Source organism: Rhizobium sp. 01L419 (assembly GCF_056400025.1).
This window is the reverse complement of record NZ_JBFTSM010000011.1, coordinates 145,193-164,849: the sequence shown is the minus strand read 5'-3', so window position 1 is coordinate 164,849 and position 19,657 is coordinate 145,193. Positions and strand designations below refer to the sequence as shown.

The window sequence follows — 19,657 nt, the reverse complement described above, 5'->3', positions numbered from 1 at the left end:
ACCACAAACAGACCAGCCAAGACGAGAACCCGCTTTGCGCCGATAACCCGGCCGGAAACATTTCCTTGCGCGTGACCACCCTGCCGGGGAAGCAAAAACTAAAATCCAAAAATTGTCTACCAAAAGACTAGATTATTACCGCCCCGGCACGCCCGCCGATTTGCGCGAAGCTTTTCTTTCGGGCGCTGCGAGAAAAACATTCTTCTCGATTTCCCCTCCCCCGACCGATCATGCGCGCTCACCAAGGCTTGGGCCTCAGTAGGCCGAAACGGACACGGAGGGTCGTTATGGATATCAACAGACGTCAGCTCAATCAGCTCTTCGCGTTCACGGCGCTCAGCGCCGTCGTGCCCATCGGCCGCTTTGCAGAGGCAGCGGAGCCGGTCGCCGGCGGTACGCTCAATCTGCTCGTCCAGCCGGAGCCGCCCACACTCGTCACCCTTGCGCATACGGCAGGCCCGACCACACGCGTGTCCGGCAAGATCACGGAAGGATTGCTGGCCTACGGGCTGGACTTCAAGCCGATTCCACAACTTGCGACCGCCTGGCACGTCAGCGACGACGGGCTGGAATATCGTTTCGAACTCAGGCAAGGCGTCAAGTGGCATGACGGCAAACCCTTTACCGCTGAGGATGTTGCCTTCTCGATCCTGGCGCTGAAGGAAGTGCATCCGCGCGGCCGGGCCACCTTCTCCAGCGTCAAGGAAGTGGCGACACCGGATGCCCATACCGCCATCATCCGCCTGTCGAAGCCGGCGCCCTATCTGATCGGCGCCTTGCAGGCGAGCGAATCCCCGATCGTCCCCAAACATGTCTATGAGGGCGCCACCGATCTTGCCGGGCATGCAAACGGTCGCGCCCCGATCGGCACCGGTCCTTTCATCTTCCGTGAATGGGCGGTCGGCAGCCATGTGATCCTGGATCGCAATCCCGACTATTGGGACCAGGGCAAGCCCTATCTCGACCGCATCGTCGTCAAGTTCATTCCCGATGCCAGCGCCAGACTTGCAGCACTTGAGACCGGCGAAGTCGATATTGCTCCCGATACACCGGTGTCGCTGAGCGAAATCGACCGGCTGAAAGCCTCGCCCACGCTTGCCGTCGATGATCGCGGCAACGATTATTCGCCGACTGTCTATCGCATCGAATTCAACCTACAGAACGAGTATTTCAAGCACGACAAGGTCCGCCAGGCCGTGGCGCATGCGATCGATCGGCAGACCGTCGCCGATATCGCCTTTTACGGCTATGCGGTCCCGGCGCCGAGCCCGATCAGCCCCTTCCTCAAGGCTTTCTATAATCCCGATGTCCCGGTCTACGCCCATGATCCGGCAAAGGCCGAACAGCTTCTCGACGAAGCCGGCTTCCCACGCGGGCCAGACGGTGTGCGCTTCGAGGTGCCGCACGATGTCATGCCTTATGGCGACACCTATACTCGTATCGGTGACTATCTGCGCGACTCGCTGTCCAAAATCGGCGTCAAGGTGACGTTGCGCGGACAGGATGTGCCGACCTGGCTGAAGCGCGTCTACACCGACCGCGATTTCGCTTTCGTCACCAACGGCATGGGCAATACATTCGATCCGACCATCGGCGTGCAGCGTCTCTACTGGTCGAAGAACTTCAAGAAGGGCGTGCCTTTCTCGAACGGCTCGGGCTACAACAATCCGGAAATCGACGCGATCTTCGAACAGGCCGCGGTCGAGAACGACAGGGCCAAGCGCGTCGAACTCTTCAACCGCATGCAGGTGATCATCGCCCGCGACCTGCCCGATATCACGCTCGTCTCCTTCCGGCAGCTGACGATCTTCAACAAGAAGGTCCAGGACCATACGGTGGTTGCCGACGGTCTCTCGGGTAGCCTCTCCTCCGCTTATCTCCTCAACAACGCCTGACAGGGACGATCCTCATGAGCATTAATCGTCGCACCTTCAACCAGCTGCTGCTTTTATCCACCGCCAGCACGCTTGTGCCCTCGTTCGGCCTCAGGGCCGCTGAGGACAAGCCGAAGCCGGGCGGAACGCTGAACTTCATCGTCGAGCCCGAACCGCCGACAATCCTGGCGCTCGCCCATACCGCGGGCGGCACCCAGAAGGTCAGCCCGAAGATCACCGAGGGGCTGCTGACCTATAACTTCGACCTGACCCCGAAACCGCAGCTTGCGACCGAATGGTCGATTTCCGACGATGGCTTGAGCTACACGTTCAAGCTACGCCCCAATGTGAAATGGCATGATGGCAAGCCCTTCACCGCCGATGACGTCGCCTATTCGATCGAACTCTTAAAGCAGGTCCATCCGCGCGGGCGCGGCACCTTCGCCAATGTCGTCAAGGTCGAGACACCCGATCCGTTGACGGCGGTCATCCGCCTGTCAAAGCCCGCGCCTTATCTGCTCAGCGCGCTCTACGCGGCGGAATCGCCGATCGTGCCGAAGCATATCTACGACAATGTCGCGATCGCCGACGTGCCGCTCAACAAGAACGGCAGCGCACCGATCGGAACCGGCCCCTTCGTCTTCAAGGAATGGACGCGCGGCTCGCATATCATCCTGGAGCGCAATGCCGACTACTGGGATGCAGGCAAACCCTATCTCGACCAGATCGTCATCCGCTTCGTGCCCGATGGAGCAGCACGAGCGGCAGGATTCGAGACTGGCGAATTCGATATCGGCGGCGACAATCCGATCCCGCTCAGCGATCTCGAGCGCATCAAGGCACTGCCGAATATCAGCGTCGACTCCCGCGGCTACGAAACCAAGGGCGACCAGACGCAGCTCATCTTCAATCTCGACAACGAGTACCTGAAGGATGTGAAGGTTCGCCGCGCCATCGCCCACGCGATCGATCTCGACGTCATCCTCAACACTGTCTGGTACGGTTACGGCCATATCTCGCCGACACCGATCAGTACCTTCCTGTCACGCTACCACGACGCGTCGATCAAGCCCTATGCCTACGACCTCAAGGCAGCCGAACAGCTTCTCGACGAGGCCGGCTACAAGCGCGGCCCTGACGGCACCCGCTTTGCCCTCAGGCTTACCCACAATTCCTACAATGAAGGCTTCAAGCGGGTCATCGAATATCTGAAGCAGAACCTCACCCGCATCGGCATTGCCGCGACGATCGATTCATACGATTTCTCGACCTATATCCAGAAGGTCTATACCGAACGCGTCTTCGACGTGACAGCCGAATATCTCGGCAACCAGTTCGATCCGACGCTCGGCGTCCAGCGCATCTACTGGTCGAAGAACTTCAAGCTCGGCCTGCCCTTTTCCAATGCGGCCCATTACGCCAATCCGGAGGTCGACCGGCTGCTGGAGGCGGCATCGGTCGAAATCAACGAGCAGAAACGAAGACAAGAATTCAACGATTTCCAGAAGATCATCGCCGACGAGGTTCCAGTGGTGAACCTGATCGCGCTGGAAAATGTCACGGTCTTCAACAAGCGGGTGAAGAACCACACGATCGGCGCCGAAGGGGTCCAGGCTAATTTCGCCGAGGTTTATATCAAGGACGGCGAAGGCTGACGGTTCCGGGGGTCACGACCAGCCTTCACGGATCAGAGGCGCATCGTCAGATGCGCCCCTGATCCTTTCCGGTCTATCGCACGAATGGCCGCTCAAGAGGCGGCGCGGGCCGGCGTGAATTTCGCCAGGATGCGGTCGGCGAGCGCGATCGCCTGCGTGCGCTGTTCGGTGATCGAGCTCGATTCCCAGGCCACGCCGCGCAGCGGATGGCCGATGGCGCTCAAGTTGCGATGAACGCGCCCCTCCTCATTGATGAGGTCGCCTTCGGGAGTGGCATCGATGCCGAAACCGGTCGAATGCGGGCGCACCTCGCCGCTTGAAAGAAGCTGGCGAACGAACGGATCAGCGATTTGCCGCCAGTCATGCAGCTGATGTCCGCGGCAATCGATCACACCGCCGAACACAGTCTCCTCGAGGCCTGCCGCGGTCTTCAGGGTTGCTGCAATACCGTTTTCATCAGGCCTCAGCGCCAGCAGGCGGGCCGTCCCATGGATGAGCCGCCCCTGTGATCGAGCTTCTTCGACGCTACGGTGGCTTTCCGGCGCGGAGCGATGTGCCGTCACGTCCCAGAAGGCCCTCAGATGACGGGCAAAGCGCAGTCTTTCCCGATCGTTGGCATTCTGCCAGAGCGGCAGGATGTGGGGGCGAATGGCAAGCGGCAGCCCCTGCCAGTCCCCACCGGCGGCGGCAAGCTGGCGCCGTTCCGTCTTGACGCGCGCAAGCAGGTCGCGCGCCGTCGAAGGAAGCGGTCCCTCAGCGAGAAAGTCACGGGCCGGCTCGGCATTCCTGCGACCCTCGACAAACTGGCCCCGCCGCGAAATCACCCGGTAGCGTCCACGAAACCCCCTCGCCTCCATGCTCGCGATCGCATCGACCATCGAGAGACTGGCACCGATGATGAGGATATTCGAACTGTCGCTCAACCGGTCGAGCGCTGCCACGTTCCAGGGATTTTCGGCAAAGCGCGGATGTCCCGCCACAGCCGCCTCGGCAGGGCGCAGATCGGGCTGGAATACCCCGAGTGCCAGTACGGCTTCGTCCGCTTCCAAGACAGTGCCGCCCGTGGTCGCTACACGGACCCGGTGTGGCGATGATGACAGATGTGCTGCCGACGAGCGGACATGCTGCAGGCTCGATCCGGAGCGTGCCTGTGCAACCGCGCGCTTCAGTTCGTCGCGCACATAGGTCCCGTAAAGATGGCGCGGCGGGCTGCTTGCGGCAACGTCTGCGGGCGGCTGCCAGCCGTTGGCGGGGCCGTTTTCGGCAAGCCAACGGGCCAGATGACCCATATCCTCGGGATAGAGCGAGAAGATCTCGGCCGGTCCGTTGACGAGATGGGCCGGGTCGCTGGTGCTATAGGCAACGCCGCGACCGAGCTCAGTACGTGGCTCGATGATGGTGATCGACAGCCCCACCGTCGTCCGGTCAAGCAGTTTGAGCGCCGTCAACGCGCCGGCGAAGCCGCCGCCGATAATGATGACGGAATGGCCTGGCTTTGGATCGAAATGCATGAGACCTCCCTCCCCGTCACACAGATCCGGGGGATGACAGCAAGAAAGGCGCACAGATCTCCTGTCGGCGCGGCGGCCGGACATCAGGGTGACCTCGGGTGATAAATGGAAGCGACGCGACGGGCCGGGTTCTAGAAGACCTTGCCTTCCTCCAGATGCGTCGTCGTTCCGTTGATGTAGAAATCGCCGACCACACGCGCCTTGTGCAAAAGCGGATTATGGTTGAGCACTGTGCGGATATTGCGCCAGTGGCGGTCAAGGTTGAGATGTCTCGATGTCGCCGAACCGCCGCCGAGCTCGAAGACGTTGGTTGCGGCAGAAAGCGCGATCTGAGAGGCAACGATCTGCGTACGCGCCGTCGTCAGGGCGCTTTCGACAAGAGCCGCTTCCAAGCGTTCCGGATCTCCTGCGCCAAACGCCGCGACGGAACGGTCAAGCGCACGGGCCGCCTCGCGGATCAGCGTATCGACCGCAAAGGAGCCGCTGGCGATCTCGCCCAGGATTTTCTGCACAAAGGGGTCGGCATTGGCCGTCTCGGCCGCACTATGGGCGGCCGAACGCGCCTGCCTGCGCACGTAATCGGTACCTTCCGCCACTGCACCGCGCACCGCACCGGCCATGGAGGCGGCAAGGTGGAGTTGACGCAGGGTCGATGTATGGCGCCCGACAAGTGAATTGAGGCCGCGCGTGGAAATCTCGTGGGGCAGGACCTCGACGTCCTCAAGCAATACGCCGCCGCTTGCGGTCAGCCGCTGGCCCATGCCGTCCCAGTCGTCGAGAATGGTGATGCCCTTGCGGTCGACCGGCAAGAGAACACCGACGAGTTGGTCCTCGTCACCTTTCGCGCTGAAGGAAGCGAAATCGGAAAAGGCCGTGCCCGTCGCATACCATTTGCGGCCGTTGAGGCGGTAGCTGTCGCCGGATTTCGAAAGCCTTGTTGTCACCTCGCCGGGCCGCCTTGTGCCCTGTTCCGTGTGAGCGCCGCCGAACAGCTTGCCGGCAAGCACTCTGGCAAGCTGTGTGCGATCAAGCGCAGTATTCGAATTGAGAATGAGGCTCTCGGTGAAATTGAAATGGCTGCGAAGCGCATGTGCGACATTGGAATCGGCCGCACCGATCGCCATGATTGTCTCGATATAGTCGAGGACACTGCCGCCCGGTCCGCCAAGCGAGACGGGAATGCGCAACGCTCCGAGACCGGCCTGCTTGAACAGGCGGAAAGCCTCAAACGGGAGCTCGCGATCGAGATCGCGCCGTGCCGCTTCCTTGCCGATTTTGGCTGCGAGCGCCGGTACTGTCGAAAGCAGGGCTGCAAGATCGGAATCGGGCGTTGATCCACCTGCAGATAACAGCACGGAAGAGGTCGGAGTGGCCATGGTCAAGCTTTCAACGGCGGATTTTTGAAGAATGGGGAGGATCTACGCGAGCGGATCCTCCCTGACGGCCTCAGGCGACGGCGCGCGTCAGCGACACGACATTGTCGGTCCCTACTTCGCTGACACGCGGAACGCGCCCTTCGACCGGATGGCTTGGATCGTTGAAGCCCGGCGTCGACGGATGACCGGCCGTCACCAGCCTATCGACGAGGGCCTCGTCCTCGGCATCAAGCTTGACGTCGAGCGCGCGGATATAGCTATCCCAATGCTCTTCGGTGCGCGGACCGGTGATGGCGGCCGAGATCAGCTTGTTGTTCAGCACCCAGGCGAGCGCGAACTCAGTCGGCGTAATGCCCTTCCGGTTGGCATGGGCAGCGATCTCCTTGGCGATCGCAATCGATTCCGGACGCCATTCGGTTTCGAGGATGCGCTTGTCGCCACGGCCTGCACGCGTATCGGCACCCGGTTCCTTACCCGGCTCATATTTGCCGGTCAGCACGCCGCGGGCGAGCGGCGAATAGGAGACAACGCCGAGGCCGTAATGGTGGGCAGCCGGCAGTTGTTCGGATTCGGCCGTGCGGTTGACGATATTGTAGAGTGGCTGGCTTGCGACCGGCCGGTCGATGCCGAGCTGATCGGCAAGATGGGCGATCTCGGCGATGCGCCAGCCACGGAAATTCGAGACCCCGAAGTAACGAAGCTTGCCAGCGCGAATAAGGTCGGCAATAGCACGCACCGGCTCTTCGAGTGGCGCGTCGAAGACAGCGCGGTGGAAATAGAGGATGTCGATATAGTCGGTGTTCAGGCGGCGCAGCGAATTCTCCACCGTCTCGATCACCCATTTGCGCGAGTGGCCGCCAAGGTTCGGGCCCTTGGTGTGCGAGTTTACGAACTTGGTCGCCAATACCCAATGATCGCGGCTTGACTTGATGCCGCGGCCGACAACCTCTTCCGACTTGCCGTCGTGATAGACATCGGCCGTGTCGATGAAGTTGATTCCCTGCTCGCGGGCCTTGTCGATGATGCGGAAGGCGACCTCATCGGGCGTCGGCCCGCCGAACATCATGGTTCCAAGGCTGAGCGGTGACACTTTGAGCGCGCTGCGCCCGAGATAGCGATAATCGACCATTTCATTCTCCATTCATTGAGCGTGGTGACAGGCGACGGCATGGCCGGCGCCGAACTGGCGGAATGCCGGATCCTCGGCCCGGCAAATATCGGTGGCAAACGGACAGCGCGTGTTGAAGCGACAGCCGGACGGCGGATTGTGCGGACTTGGCAGGTCGCCCGTGATCGGGGCGGCCTGTTTGCGGCGCGACGGGTCGGGCACGGCGGCAAGCAGGGCCTGCGTATAGGGATGTTTGGCGCCGTTCCAGAGGTCGGCGGTCGAGGCGCTTTCGACGATACGCCCTAGATACATGACGAGCACACGGTCGGCGAAATAACGAACGACGGACAGATCATGCGAAATGAAGAGATAGGAAAGCGACAGCTCCGTCTTCATCTCGACCAGAAGGTTGAGGATCTGGGCCTGGATCGACAGGTCAAGTGCCGAGACCGGTTCATCGCAGATGACGAGCTCGGGCTGCAGGATCAGCGCCCGGGCAATGCCGATGCGCTGGCGCTGGCCGCCGGAAAATTCGTGCGGATAGCGCTCCAGGGAATCGCGTGGCAGGCCGACATGCTCGACCATTCCTGCAGCGATCGCGTCGCGTTTCCTGCGATCGCCAATGCCATGCACGGCAAGCGGCGCCGTCAATATCGTGCGAATGGTTTGACGCGGATTGAGCGAGGCGAAGGGGTCCTGGAAGATCATCTGGATGCTGCGGCGGATCGACTGCAGCTCTCTGTTCGACATGGCGGTAACGTCGCGGCCGCGAAAGCGGACCTGCCCGGAAGACGGCGTGACGAGGCGCGTCAGCGACTTGCCGAGCGTCGACTTGCCGCAACCGGATTCGCCGACAAGCGCAACTGTCTCGCCTTCAGCGATTTCCAGTGACACGCCGTCGACGGCACGCACCGTGCCGGCGCTGCCGGGATAGTGGGTGGAGAGCCTATCGACCGACAGGAGCGACATGAGCGACCTCCGCGTGGACTGAAATATAGGGGCAAGCGACTTCGCGGCCCGCCGAGATGGAAAACAGCGTCGGCACCGCCTGGGCGCAGGCGGGACGGGCGACCGGACAGCGCGGGCGGAAGGAACAGCCCTTCTCGCCGGCGGCCGAGACGATGGAGCCCGGAATTTCGGCAAGCGGCCCATCGCGATAATGATAATCGGCCGTCAGCCGCGGCGAGGCCGCCAGCAGGCCGCGTGTATAGGGATGATAAGGCGTGTCGAAGACCGGGCCGGGAAGCCCCTCCTCGATCTTGCGGCCGGCATACATGACGACAACACGATCGGCCCATTGCGCCACGATGCCAAGATCGTGGGTGATGAGGATGACCGCCATATTCAGCTTGGCGCGCAGATTATCGAGAAGCTGCAGGACCTGCGCCTGGATGGTCACGTCGAGCGCGGTCGTCGCCTCGTCGGCGATCAGAAGTTTCGGGTTGCAGGCAACGGCAATCGCGATCATCACGCGCTGGCGCATGCCGCCCGACAACTGATGGGGATAGTCGTCAATGCGGCGGGCCGGCTCCGGAATACTGACGAGGTCCAGAAGCTCGATCGCCCGGGCACGCGCCTGGCGGCGGCTGAGATCCTCATGGATCCGCAGCACCTCGATGATCTGGTCACCGATCGACAGAACCGGATTGAGCGAGGTCATCGGCTCCTGGAAGATCATTGCGATGTCGCGCCCGCGAACCTGTCGCAATTGCCGTTCCGACAGCGTCAGCAGACTGCGACCGTCAAACAGGATTTCGCCACCCGGCCGGGCGTGCCGTGGCAGGAGCCCCATCAGGGCAAGGGCTGTCAGCGATTTTCCGGAGCCTGATTCGCCGACGATCGCCAGCGTCTCTCCGGGATTGGCGTTGAAACTGACGCCCTTGACCGGCTCTGCGGTCGCAAAGCGGACGGAGAGATCGCGGACTTCGAGAAGATGGCTCATCAGCGTTCCTCCGAAAAGCGCGGATTGAGCGCATCGTTGAGCCCATCACCCAGAAGATTGAGTGCCAGTACGGTAAAGACAATTGCCAGGCCCGGCAGCGCCGTCAGGTACCATGCAGTTCGGATGACGTCACGGCCGGCGCCGATCATCGATCCCCAGGAGACGCGATTGGGATCGCCGAGCCCCATGAAGGACAGTGCCGACTCCATCAGGATGGCACTGGCGACCATGACCGAAGAGGTGACGATCAGCGGCGGCAGGGCGTTCGGCAGGATTTCGCGAAAGATGATGCGTGCATGGCCGAAGCCGAGGCTTCGCGCCGCAAGCACATAGTCCTTCTCGCGGATGGAGCGGAACTCGGCCCGCGTCAGGCGCGCCACCGTCGGCCAGCTGACGATGGCAATCGCGATGGTGACGGTCGAGGTCGTCGGCTGGGCGATGGCGACCAGCACGACGAGCAGCACGAAGCTCGGGATTGTCTGGAAAATCTCGATGACTTTCACCAGGATGTCGTCGACGATCCCGCCGAAATACCCCGCCATCGCGCCGATCGTGATGCCGGCAGAAAGCCCGAGGGCGGTCGCCGCGATTCCGACCGTAAGCGAAATGCGCGCCCCGTGCAGGATGCCTGCGAGAACATCGCGTCCCATCGAATCCGTACCGAGCGGATAGGACGGGTTTTGGCCCGGCCAGAGGAACGGTCGCGCCACCATCTCCATCGGATCGCCTGGATAAAAGACGGGAGCAAGAAGGGCAGCGAGTGCGGTGGCGATCAGGAAAAGGACGCCGAATAATGCGGTGGGATTGGACAGAAAAACCTTGAGCTCACGGCGCAGACCGCGCCAGGCAATACCGGGGACGGCGGCGGCGCGCACGTCGGGCGCATGGATATGCGTCCAGCGCGGCTCGGTGGGCTTTTCGGGCAGCGGCCGCGAGGCGTCGCTATCGTGCTCGGCCAGATCGATTGCGCTGCCGGCGTAGGTATGAAGCTTCTGACTGGTCATCGGCTGGTTCCGATTCTGGGATCAATCCATGCCTGCAGCAGATCGACAGCCGCATTGGCGACGATCACCAGGAAGGAAGACAAGAGCAGGATGCCGAGCAGCACGGAGAAATCGCGTGCCATCACGGCTTCGAAGGCAAGTCGGCCGAGCCCCGGCCAGCTATAGACGGTTTCGACCACGACGGCCCCGCCGAGCATGCCCCCGAAATGCATGCCGGCCATTGTCGTGATCGGGATCAGCGCATTGCGCAGCACGTGACGCGTGGTCAGGAAGAATGGCGACACGCCCTTGGCGCGGGCGGTGCGGACGAAATCCTGCGACTTGACCTCCAGCATCGCCGCGCGCGTCAGTCGCGCGTAGATTGCCAGATAAAAGAGGGAGAGCGAGGTTGCCGGCAACACCATGTAGCGGATCCGGTCGAGGAGTGCCGGTAGCCCGGTGAGCCGCGATCCGATCGTGCTGTCGCCGCCGCTCGGCAGCCACCCGAGCTTGACGGAGAAAAACAGAATCAGCATCAGGCCGATCCAGAAGCCGGGGATTGAGTAAAACAGCAGCGAGACGACCGATATCACCCGGTCGGCAAGCCTGCCGGAAAAGGTTGCCATCAACGCGCCGAGCAGCAGACCGACGGCAATGGCGATCAGCAGCGCGGCCAGCATCAGCGTCAGTGTTCCGGGCAGCCGCTGACCGATGAGATCGGCGACCGGCATCCCGTAGCGCGGTGAAAAGCCGAGGCTGAAATGCGCCAGGTTGTCTAGATAGTTGGCGAGCTGCACGAGAAGAGGATTGTCGAGCCCGAAACGCTGGCGCAGAGCCGCCATGGTTTCCTCAGTGGCCGAACCGGATTCGGCCGCCATCACGTCGGCTGCATCGCCCGGCGCGAGTTTGAGCAGGAAGAAACTCAGTATGACGATGCCGAGCATGGTCGGCACGGCCTGAATGACGGTCTTTCTGATCGTGCGGGCGACCCGCTTGAGTGCCGACATGGATTTCCACCTCGCGTCGCCGGAAGAATTTCATCGTGCTGTGTTGCGATAGTAGTTGACTAAATCTGTGGGTTTTGTCAAATCCATATTAGTAAATAATTCCAAGAAGAGTTCGAATATCGAAGTCTTTTGAAATTATTTAACGCCATATTAGAACACATTCGAATTTCTTACCGAAGCAGGTCCGGAATTGGGTAAAAAACTCTACGGCTGCGCCGAAGTATGGAAAGGCGAACCCAGAACGCCCGGCAACGGGCACGCACAATCATCGAGGGACCGACCATGCCAGCATTTCCTGCTCCGACACGCCGCAATTTCCTTCTTGCTTCCGTTGCGCTCACCGTGGCGTCGGCAACACGCCTGCCGGCCTTTGCCGCTCCGGTGCGTGGCGGCACAGCGACGCTGCTCCTGTCGGCTGAGCCGCCGGTGCTGACGACGATTGCCAACACTGCCTTTAATTCCGTCTATGTCTCGCCGAAGGTCATCGAAGGCCTTCTGACCTATGATTTCGAGCTGAACCCGCAGCCCCTTCTGGCCAAGGAATGGTCGGTGAGCCCGGATGGGCTCGTCTACACGTTCCACCTGCGCGACGGCGTAAAATGGCATGACGGCCAGGCCTTTACCTCGGCCGACGTTGTTTTCTCGATCAAGACGCTGAAGGAGGTTCATCCACGTGGTCGCAACACGTTCCTCAACCTCGTCGACGTCGAAACGCCGGATCGGCTGACGGCGATCCTGAAACTCTCCAAGCCGGCGCCCTATCTCATCACCGCCCTTGCCTCCTCGGAGACGCCGATCGTAGCGCGTCACATCTATGAGGGGACGAAGGTTGCCGAAAATCCTGCAAATCTCGCGCCGATCGGCACAGGTCCCTTCAAGTTCAAGGAATGGGTCCGCGGCAGCCACCTCGTCTATGAGCGCAACCCCGATTACTGGGACCAGCCGCGTCCCTATCTCGACCAGCTCATCGTCCGCTTCATTCCCGACGCAGCGGCGCGCTCGATTGCAATCGAAACCGGCGAAATCGATCTTGCGCCCTCCACGCCCGTTCCTCTGAGCGATCTCGAACGTTTGAAGACGGTCCCCGGCATCGCCTTCGAGGAGCGCGGCTATCAATATGCAAACGGTGTCAGCCGCATCGAGTTCAACCTCGAACGGCCCTTCTTCAAGGACATCCGCGTTCGCCAGGCCTTCGCCCATGTGATCGACCGCAAGGTGATCCTCAACACCATCAACTACGGCTACGGCGCGGCCATTCCCGGCCCGATCAATCCCAATCTTGCCAAATGGTATGATGGCGACCTGAAGACCTATCCGATCGATCTTGCCGCCGCCGAGAAACTGCTCGACGAGGCAGGCTATCCACGCGGCAGCGACGGCGTGCGCATCCGCATCAATCTCGACTATGTGCCGAGCGGCGAAACCTATCCGCGTGGCTCCGAATATATCCGCCAGGCGCTTGCCAAGGTCGGCGTCGATGCCACGGTGCGCAGCCAGGACTTCGCCACCTATACCAAGCGCATCTATACCGATCGCGATTTCGATTTCGCTTTCGAGGGAATGAGCAACCTCTTCGATCCGACCGTCGGCGTTCAGCGCCTCTACTGGAGCAAGAACTTCAAGCCGGGCGTGCCCTTCTCCAACGGCTCGGCCTACAGCAATCCGAAGGTCGATGCATTGCTCGAGGCCGCGGCAATCGAGGTCGATGCCAAGAAGCGTGTCGATCAATGGCGCGAGATCCAGCAGATCCTTGTCGAGGACCTACCGGCGATCGACATCGCCAGCCAGCCGGAGCTGACCATCTACAACAAGCGCATCGCCGACCACACTGTGGGTGGAGAAGGCGTCTCGGGCAGCCTTGCCTACGCTTATCTCGCCACAGCCTGAGCCAAGAGGAAAGGAACACGGATCCGTCATGTCCATTCAACACCCTCCCGGCTCTATCGTGGGTCTCCCGAAATTCTCCGCCCCCACCGACTTTGCCGAAAGCCCACTGTCGCAGGCGCTCAAGCAGCCGGTGCTGCTCGGCCTGTTCCTGCCGATCCAGGCCGGCGGCTGGACGCAATCCACGCTCGAGCGATCCACGGATTGGAGCTTCGATTACAACAAGGCGCTGACGCTGAAGGCCGAAGAACTCGGCTTCGATCTGGTTTTCGCCCTGTCGCAGTGGCTGCCGAAAGGCGGCTATGGCGGCGTCTTCAACGGCCAGGCGCTCGACAGCTTCACGACGACGGCAGCGCTTGCCGGCCTGACCAAGAAGATCATGCTGATCTCCACCATGCATGTCCTTTACGGGCCGTGGCATCCGCTGCATCTGGCAAAATTCGGTGGGACGCTCGACCACATCACCGGTGGCCGCTGGGGCATCAATGTCGTGACCGGTCACCGTGCCGTCGAGCATGAAATGTTCGGCTGGCCACGCATCGAGCACGACAGGCGCTACGAACTGGCGGCCGAATTCCTCGAAGTCGTCCAGCGTCTTTGGAGCGATACCGAGAATTTCTCCTTCGAGGGCGAGAGCAGCTGGAAGCTCGGTGGCGGCTTCGTGACGCCCAAGCCGAATTTCGGCCGGCCGATCCTCGTCAACGCCACGGGTTCGGATGCCGGCATTGCCTTCGCCGGCCGCTATTCGGACATTGTCTTCATCACCAGCCCGACGGGCGCCGATATCAACAGCGCGCTTCAATCGCTGCCGGCCCACACGAAAAGAGTGAAGAATGCCGCCAGGGACGTCGGACGCACGGTGCGCACCCTGCTCAATCCGATGGTCATCTGCCGGCCGACCGACAAGGAGGCCTGGGAGCTTGCCGACCGGATCGTCGCCCATGGCGACCAGCGCTCGCCGCAGGGCTTTTCGTCACTGAACTCGGATGCGCATGCCTGGAAAGGCCGCGATCCGCAGGATCCCTACCGCTTCGTCGGCGGCAATATCCGCGTCATCGGCTCGCCCGAAAGCGTGGTCGACCAGTTCCAGAAACTGAAGGCCGCCGGTATCGACGGATTGCAGCTCAGCTTCTTCGATTTCCGTGATGAGCTCGAATTCTTCGGCACCGACGTGCTGCCGCTGATGAAGCAGGTCGGCCTGCGCCACTGAAAGGGACGATCATGACCAGCAATGCCATTTCCGAAATCTGGTATACGCGCTGCCCGGTGCCGACCCCGGTCGGGCTTGCCGCCCAGCTCGGCTATCTCGAGGAAGGCTTCCGCAAGGAAGGCGTGACACTGAAGTCGATCATCGACTCTCCCGACCGCGCCATCCGCCAGAGCCATTTCAACCATACGCTCGACTGGTCCTTCCGCCACGGCGGCAATGTTCCCCCGATCCGCGCCCGCTCGGAAGGCCGAAAGACAAGGCTCGTCGGCATCACCTGGACAGATGAGTTTCAGGCGATCATCACCTTGCCGGGAGCCGGAATCAACGCGACCAGGGATCTAAAGGGACGTCGCTTCGGCATCGCGCGACGGCCGGAAGGCATCGTCGATTTCATGCGCGCGACGGCCTTGAAAGGTCTCCTGTCGGCTCTGTCGCTGGAAGGCCTGGCGCTCGACGACGTTGAGATCATCGACATTGCGCTTGCCGATTCTGTGCTCGCCACCCAGGAGGGGCCATCGCTCTTCGGTCTCAAGCGTCGTCAGGCCTATGGCGAGGAAATCGCAGCTCTACTGCGCGGTGATGTGGATGCGATCTATGTGAAGGGTACGGCCGGCATCAGCGTCGCCAATCTGATTGGCGCCGTTCAGGTGGCGGAGTTCGGTTTTCACCCCGACCCGAAGATCCGCATCAATTCCGGTTCACCCCGAATTCTGACAGTCGACGAACTCCTGGCAGACGAGCGCCCTGATCTCGTCCACCGGCTTCTGGAAGCGATCTACAAGGCGGCCGACTGGGCGCAAGCCCATCCGGACGAAACGCGCCGCTTCGTTGCGCGCGAGGCCGGCGCAACCGAGGAGCAGGTGCTGGCGGCAAACGGGCTTGAGATCCACCGCCATCTTGGCCTCGGCCTGGAGCCCGAACTGGTCGAAGCGGTCGGCCACTACAAGGACTTCCTGCGCGACTTCGGCTTCCTCGCGGCCGATTTCGACATCGCCAATTGGGTCGACCGCCGTCATATCGACGGCTTCGATGCCCGCGCCGTCGCCTGATAGGAGGTGCAATCATGCTGCAGGAAAAGATTGACCCCCTCGACAGGGCACGAAGACTTGCAAAGGATTTTTCCGAACGCGCCGACCATTTCGATGCAAGCGGCGAATTTCCCTTCGAGAATTTCACCAGGCTCTACGAGGCCGGCCTGCTCGGATTGGTGACGGCATCCGAGCATGGCGGTCATGGCGGCGGCCTTGCGGATGCGCAGGCAGTGATCAGCGAGATCGCCCGCGGCGAGCCATCGACGGCGCTGGTACTCGCCATGCACTATAACAGCCACTATACGCTGCGGCGGTTCGGAAAATGGCCGGCCCACCTTGCCGAACGCGTGCTTCTCGCCAACCGGCAGGGGCCAGCCCTGATCAATGCCGCTCAGGCCGAGCCGCGTATCGGCTCTCCCGCCCACGGCGCCTTGCCCGAGACGATTGCAAGGCGCGCGGGCAACAGTTGGCGTATCACCGGTCGCAAGACCTATGTGACCGGCATTCCGATCCTCAAATGGGTGTCGCTTCTGGCGTTGACCGATGAAGCCGAGCCACGGCTTGCCTCCTTCCTCGTGCCGACCGACAGCCCGGGCTTGACGATCGAGAAGACCTGGAACGCCACCGGGATGCACGCGACCGCCAGCGACGACATCATTCTCGAGGACGTCACCATCCCCTTCGAAGACCTGATCGAGGCGCAACCCGCTTCAGAGCCGATCCGGCGCGAGGAGCATGCGACGGCCTTCTTCTTCTCGCTGATCGGCGCCGTCTACCATGGGGTGGCGCTATCGGCCCGCGACAAGGTGCTCGCCTTTTCGGCCCACCATGCGCCGGCAAGCCTCGGGGCGCCGATTGCGACCGTGCCCCGCATCCAGGATGGTCTTGGCGAGATCGAGGTCCGCCTGTCGACGAACGCCAGGTTGTTGCGCTCGCTCGGCGACGATGTCGATGCCGGCAGGCCCGTCGGCGTCGACGCCATGGCCGTGCGCCATGTGGTGATCGACAATGCGGTGGCCGTCACAAGTCTGGCGCTCGATCTTGCCGGTAATCCCGGGCTCAACAGGGATTTCGGGCTGGAGCGCCAGCATCGCGATGCCATCACCGGCCGCTCGCATGCACCACAGAACCACATGGTCCGGGCGATCGCTGCGAAAAACGCCCTTGCCCGTCTGGAGGCGGGGCGTATCTGAAACTCAACACGAGACGGGAGCGCCCGGCCAGCGCACTGAACTGGCCGGGCATCTGGAAAAATCAGGCATCCGGGCTCAGCCAGATCTGGCCGAAACTGTTGTTGATACCCTGCGCTCCGGGCGCGAAATTCCTGACCTTCTTGCTGGCGACGATCTGCGCCCCGGCGGCGACGAGATCGACCGACACGACATCCTCGTGAATGATGCGCTGGAACTGGTACCAGAAATCGCGCCGCTTGGCCTCGTCGGGCTCGACGGCGGCGGCTTCGAGCAGCCTGTCGACCTCCGGGTTGGCGTAGTGGCTGGCGTTTGAAAACACGAGGCCGATCTTGAAGTTCTTCGACCAGTAGGCGCGCTGCACGCCGAGCGTCGGATCGAAGGTGTTGGATAGCGATTCAATCACCAGATCGAAGGCGCGATCCGTGTAAACGGTTTTCAGGAAGGTCGCGAGGTCGAATTTGAGGATCTCCGCGTCGATGCCGACGGCTGCCAGCGACTGGCGGATGAAATCGGCATAGGAGGGCTGCAGAAAGGAATTATAGGCAAGGCGCAGCTTGAAGCGCACGCCGTCTGCCCCGCGTGGGTAACCCGCCTCATCGAGCAGCTTTTCGGAAAGCTTGGCGTCCGGCTCGCGCGCCTTGATGCTCGGATCATACCATTTCGGCAATGCCGTGCTGATCGGGCTCGGCGAGACATTCGCATAGCCGAAGAGCGCGATATCGACGAGCTTCTGCAGGTCGATGGCATGCGCGATCGCCAGGCGGACATTGCGCTTGGTGAGAATTTCGTTTTCGTAGTTGAAGAACAGCTGCTGCTGAGGCCCGGAATAGGCATAGGTCGTCGTGTCCACCACCAGATTGGGATTGGCCTTGAGGCGCTCGATGTCGGCCAATGGAACCGGATTGGCCCCGATGTCGATCTCGCCGGTCTCGAGTGCTGCAGCGCGAGCGGACGGATCGAGGATGACACGCAGGATGACACGATCCAGATAGGGCTTTCCTGTGTCCCAGTAATTCGGGTTGCGCTCGAAGATCAGATAGCTGCCCGGAACCCATTGCTTCAGAAGAAAGGGGCCTGTTCCGATCGTCTGGGCAAGCTTGGGCTGCTCCTGCGGCTTGAAGGTTTCGTAGACATGTTTTGGCACGATCGGCGATTCCGAGCTGGAGAGCGCCGTGATGAGGTAGGGAGCGGGCTTGGTGAGAACCACGATTGCGGTACGCGGATCGGGCGTCTCCACGGCCGTCACATTCTGATAGGTGATCCGGCCGCGCGGATGAGCTTCCTTCAGTCGGAAAATGGTGAAGGCGACATCCGCCGATGTGAAGTCGGCGCCGTCATGCCATTTGACCCCCTCGCGCAACTTGAACGTATAACGCAATTGATCGTCGCTGACGGACCACTCCGTTGCGAGAAGCGGGATGGGATTGAGATCATAGTCGAAGTCGAAGAGGCCTTCGTTAATCTTCGGCCCGATCGCCTGCCCCGTACCCGAGGACGTATTGATGGCGATCAGGGCGCTTGGATCGGGATAGTAGGCCCAGTTGAGCGTACCGCCTCTGACAGGCGTCTCGGTTGCTGCGGCAGCGGCAAACTGGGGAACGCCTCCCAATGCGAGCCCGGCTGAACCCGCAAGGAGGAATCGATTGAACTGGCGGCGATTGATCGACATTGAAGGCTCCTAAGGCGGTGACGCTCGAAAAAGCGTGCACGGAGCCCCATGCCCCGCTGCCTGAATGATCCCTTTGCGACCCGCTGAAGCAAAGGCAGATTTTCTATCCGCGCGGAGAAGCAAAGCTTGTCACGGAGGAGCGTCAAGTTCGAACGTCAATTGCCTCCGCTGCAAGAGACAGCGGACGTGCGCGACGACAGTGATTGCTGAAATAAGAGGTCTATCGACCGAGGTGTCCTAAAAGCCGGCGCGCGTTGCCGCCGGCGACAAGGGACCGCGCCGGAGCGTCCAGACCGGCGGCCGCGAGATTCTGGGCCAGAGCCTGCTGCGAAAGGGCGGATAGGATCGGCCAGTCCGTTCCGGCAAGAATACGCTCCGCGCCGAAGAACTCCACAAGTATGGCGATGATCGACGGATCGTCGCCCATCGTATCGAAATAGACGTTCGGACGGTGCCCAGCTGCGCGGTTTTGCTGTGAGTAGTGGCCGCCGCGCGCAGCCTGCACGACCGCCCCGAGGCCAAGGGTTGCGAAGACGAAGTTCAGATCCGGAAATTCGTCCAGCAGACCGTTTTCCAGAACCGACAGAAACGCCACGCCATTCATCAGCCCGCGGCCGAGGGAATTGCCGAGCTTTCCGGCGCCGGCAACGAGAATGTCGGCTTGCGGCGCATTGACGGGATGCACGAATACCGGCTTTCCAAGACGGGCAGCAACCGCGAGCGCGGGTCGGGCAACCGGATCTCCGATGAACTTGCCGTCCCGGTAGGAATCGACGACGAGGCCCGCCAATCCGAGCTCGCCAAGCGCCCTCTCCGCCTCGCGCGCGCCTGCTTCACCGGAAAAGGGATCGATCGTCGCCAGCGCGGCCAAGCGATCGGGATGGGCCTTGACCAGTCCGGCAAGCCAGTCGTTGACTTCGGCGATCACATGCGGATCGGCAGCGCCCTCCATCCCGAACAGACTTTCGATGGTCGTGCTCAGAACGGCTAGCGAGACACCGCCCGAGGAAAACTCGTCGATTAGGGAGGCTGGATCGACAATCTTCTTCAACACGGTATCTGCAAGCCCGGCGGATATACGCCTGCTGCCATCAGCACCCCATTCTGCGGGCCAGAGATGTGTATGAATGTCGACGATATCCAGTTCATTGCTCATATGCTGCCGCTCTCCTTGAATAACGATTCTCAGTGGTAGATTGTGTTCCGGCCTCAGG

The 19,657-nt window shown here is 61.6% G+C and carries 15 protein-coding genes; 6 read left to right on the top strand and 9 right to left on the bottom strand.

Annotated elements, in window-relative coordinates; translation table 11 throughout:
* The first annotated feature begins 287 nt into the window (after nt 1-287).
* Both AC1DUP_RS21975 and AC1DUP_RS21970 read left to right on the top strand, forming a co-directional pair.
* Nucleotides 288-1,895, top strand: coding sequence for an ABC transporter substrate-binding protein (locus AC1DUP_RS21975; protein WP_477834387.1), 1,608 nt, complete (start codon nt 288-290; stop codon nt 1,893-1,895).
* A gap of 14 nt (nt 1,896-1,909) precedes the next feature.
* A complete protein-coding gene (locus tag AC1DUP_RS21970; RefSeq protein ID WP_477834385.1) occupies nt 1,910-3,529 on the top strand; it encodes an ABC transporter substrate-binding protein in 1,620 nt (539 codons plus the stop codon).
* Nucleotides 3,530-3,621: 92 nt separating this feature from the next.
* Here the strand turns inward: AC1DUP_RS21970 and AC1DUP_RS21965 are convergent, their stop codons facing one another.
* From AC1DUP_RS21965 to AC1DUP_RS21935, 7 genes are all read right to left on the bottom strand, one after another.
* Complete coding sequence (locus tag AC1DUP_RS21965) at nt 3,622-5,040, bottom strand: FAD/NAD(P)-binding protein (RefSeq protein ID WP_477834383.1); 1,419 nt, start codon at nt 5,038-5,040, stop codon at nt 3,622-3,624.
* Between the two features lie 131 nt (nt 5,041-5,171).
* Nucleotides 5,172-6,416, bottom strand: a complete 1,245-nt coding sequence (locus AC1DUP_RS21960; RefSeq protein ID WP_477834381.1) for an acyl-CoA dehydrogenase family protein — start codon at nt 6,414-6,416, stop codon at nt 5,172-5,174.
* 70 nt (nt 6,417-6,486) lie between these two features.
* Entirely contained in the window at nt 6,487-7,545 is a 1,059-nt protein-coding gene (locus AC1DUP_RS21955) for an aldo/keto reductase (protein WP_113300529.1), read from the bottom strand.
* Nucleotides 7,546-7,557: 12 nt separating this feature from the next.
* Nucleotides 7,558-8,493, bottom strand: a complete 936-nt coding sequence (locus AC1DUP_RS21950; protein WP_113300528.1) for an oligopeptide/dipeptide ABC transporter ATP-binding protein — start codon at nt 8,491-8,493, stop codon at nt 7,558-7,560.
* Complete coding sequence (locus AC1DUP_RS21945) at nt 8,471-9,466, bottom strand: ABC transporter ATP-binding protein (RefSeq protein WP_477834378.1); 996 nt, start codon at nt 9,464-9,466, stop codon at nt 8,471-8,473. Before AC1DUP_RS21945 ends, AC1DUP_RS21950 begins: the two co-directional genes overlap by 23 nt.
* Nucleotides 9,466-10,470: an ABC transporter permease gene (locus AC1DUP_RS21940; protein ID WP_477834376.1), complete on the bottom strand. Its 1,005-nt coding sequence runs from the start codon at nt 10,468-10,470 to the stop codon at nt 9,466-9,468. The genes AC1DUP_RS21945 and AC1DUP_RS21940 overlap by 1 nt, the downstream gene beginning before the upstream one ends.
* Complete coding sequence (locus tag AC1DUP_RS21935; protein WP_477834374.1) at nt 10,467-11,456, bottom strand: ABC transporter permease; 990 nt, start codon at nt 11,454-11,456, stop codon at nt 10,467-10,469. The genes AC1DUP_RS21940 and AC1DUP_RS21935 overlap by 4 nt, the downstream gene beginning before the upstream one ends.
* Before the next feature lie 282 nt (nt 11,457-11,738).
* Between AC1DUP_RS21935 and AC1DUP_RS21930 the strand changes: the two genes are divergently transcribed.
* Genes AC1DUP_RS21930 through AC1DUP_RS21915 form a run of 4 tightly spaced genes read left to right on the top strand, consistent with a single transcriptional unit; the run spans nt 11,739 to nt 16,774 of the window.
* On the top strand, nt 11,739-13,343 hold the full coding sequence (locus tag AC1DUP_RS21930; RefSeq protein WP_477834372.1) for an ABC transporter substrate-binding protein: 1,605 nt from the start codon (nt 11,739-11,741) through the stop codon (nt 13,341-13,343).
* A gap of 28 nt (nt 13,344-13,371) precedes the next feature.
* A complete protein-coding gene (locus tag AC1DUP_RS21925) occupies nt 13,372-14,550 on the top strand; it encodes an LLM class flavin-dependent oxidoreductase (protein WP_477834370.1) in 1,179 nt (392 codons plus the stop codon).
* Nucleotides 14,551-14,561: 11 nt separating this feature from the next.
* The gene (locus AC1DUP_RS21920) at nt 14,562-15,599 is read left to right on the top strand and encodes an ABC transporter substrate-binding protein (protein ID WP_477834368.1); all 1,038 of its coding nucleotides are present in this window, start codon (nt 14,562-14,564) and stop codon (nt 15,597-15,599) included.
* Nucleotides 15,600-15,613: 14 nt separating this feature from the next.
* On the top strand, nt 15,614-16,774 hold the full coding sequence (locus AC1DUP_RS21915; protein WP_113335607.1) for an acyl-CoA dehydrogenase family protein: 1,161 nt from the start codon (nt 15,614-15,616) through the stop codon (nt 16,772-16,774).
* A gap of 61 nt (nt 16,775-16,835) precedes the next feature.
* On the opposite strand, the gene AC1DUP_RS21910 is transcribed toward AC1DUP_RS21915, so the two are convergent.
* Both AC1DUP_RS21910 and AC1DUP_RS21905 read right to left on the bottom strand, forming a co-directional pair.
* Entirely contained in the window at nt 16,836-18,443 is a 1,608-nt protein-coding gene (locus tag AC1DUP_RS21910; protein ID WP_477834366.1) for an ABC transporter substrate-binding protein, read from the bottom strand.
* Between the two features lie 220 nt (nt 18,444-18,663).
* Nucleotides 18,664-19,599, bottom strand: a complete 936-nt coding sequence (locus AC1DUP_RS21905; protein ID WP_477834364.1) for an amidohydrolase family protein — start codon at nt 19,597-19,599, stop codon at nt 18,664-18,666.
* Nucleotides 19,600-19,657: the final 58 nt, after the last annotated feature.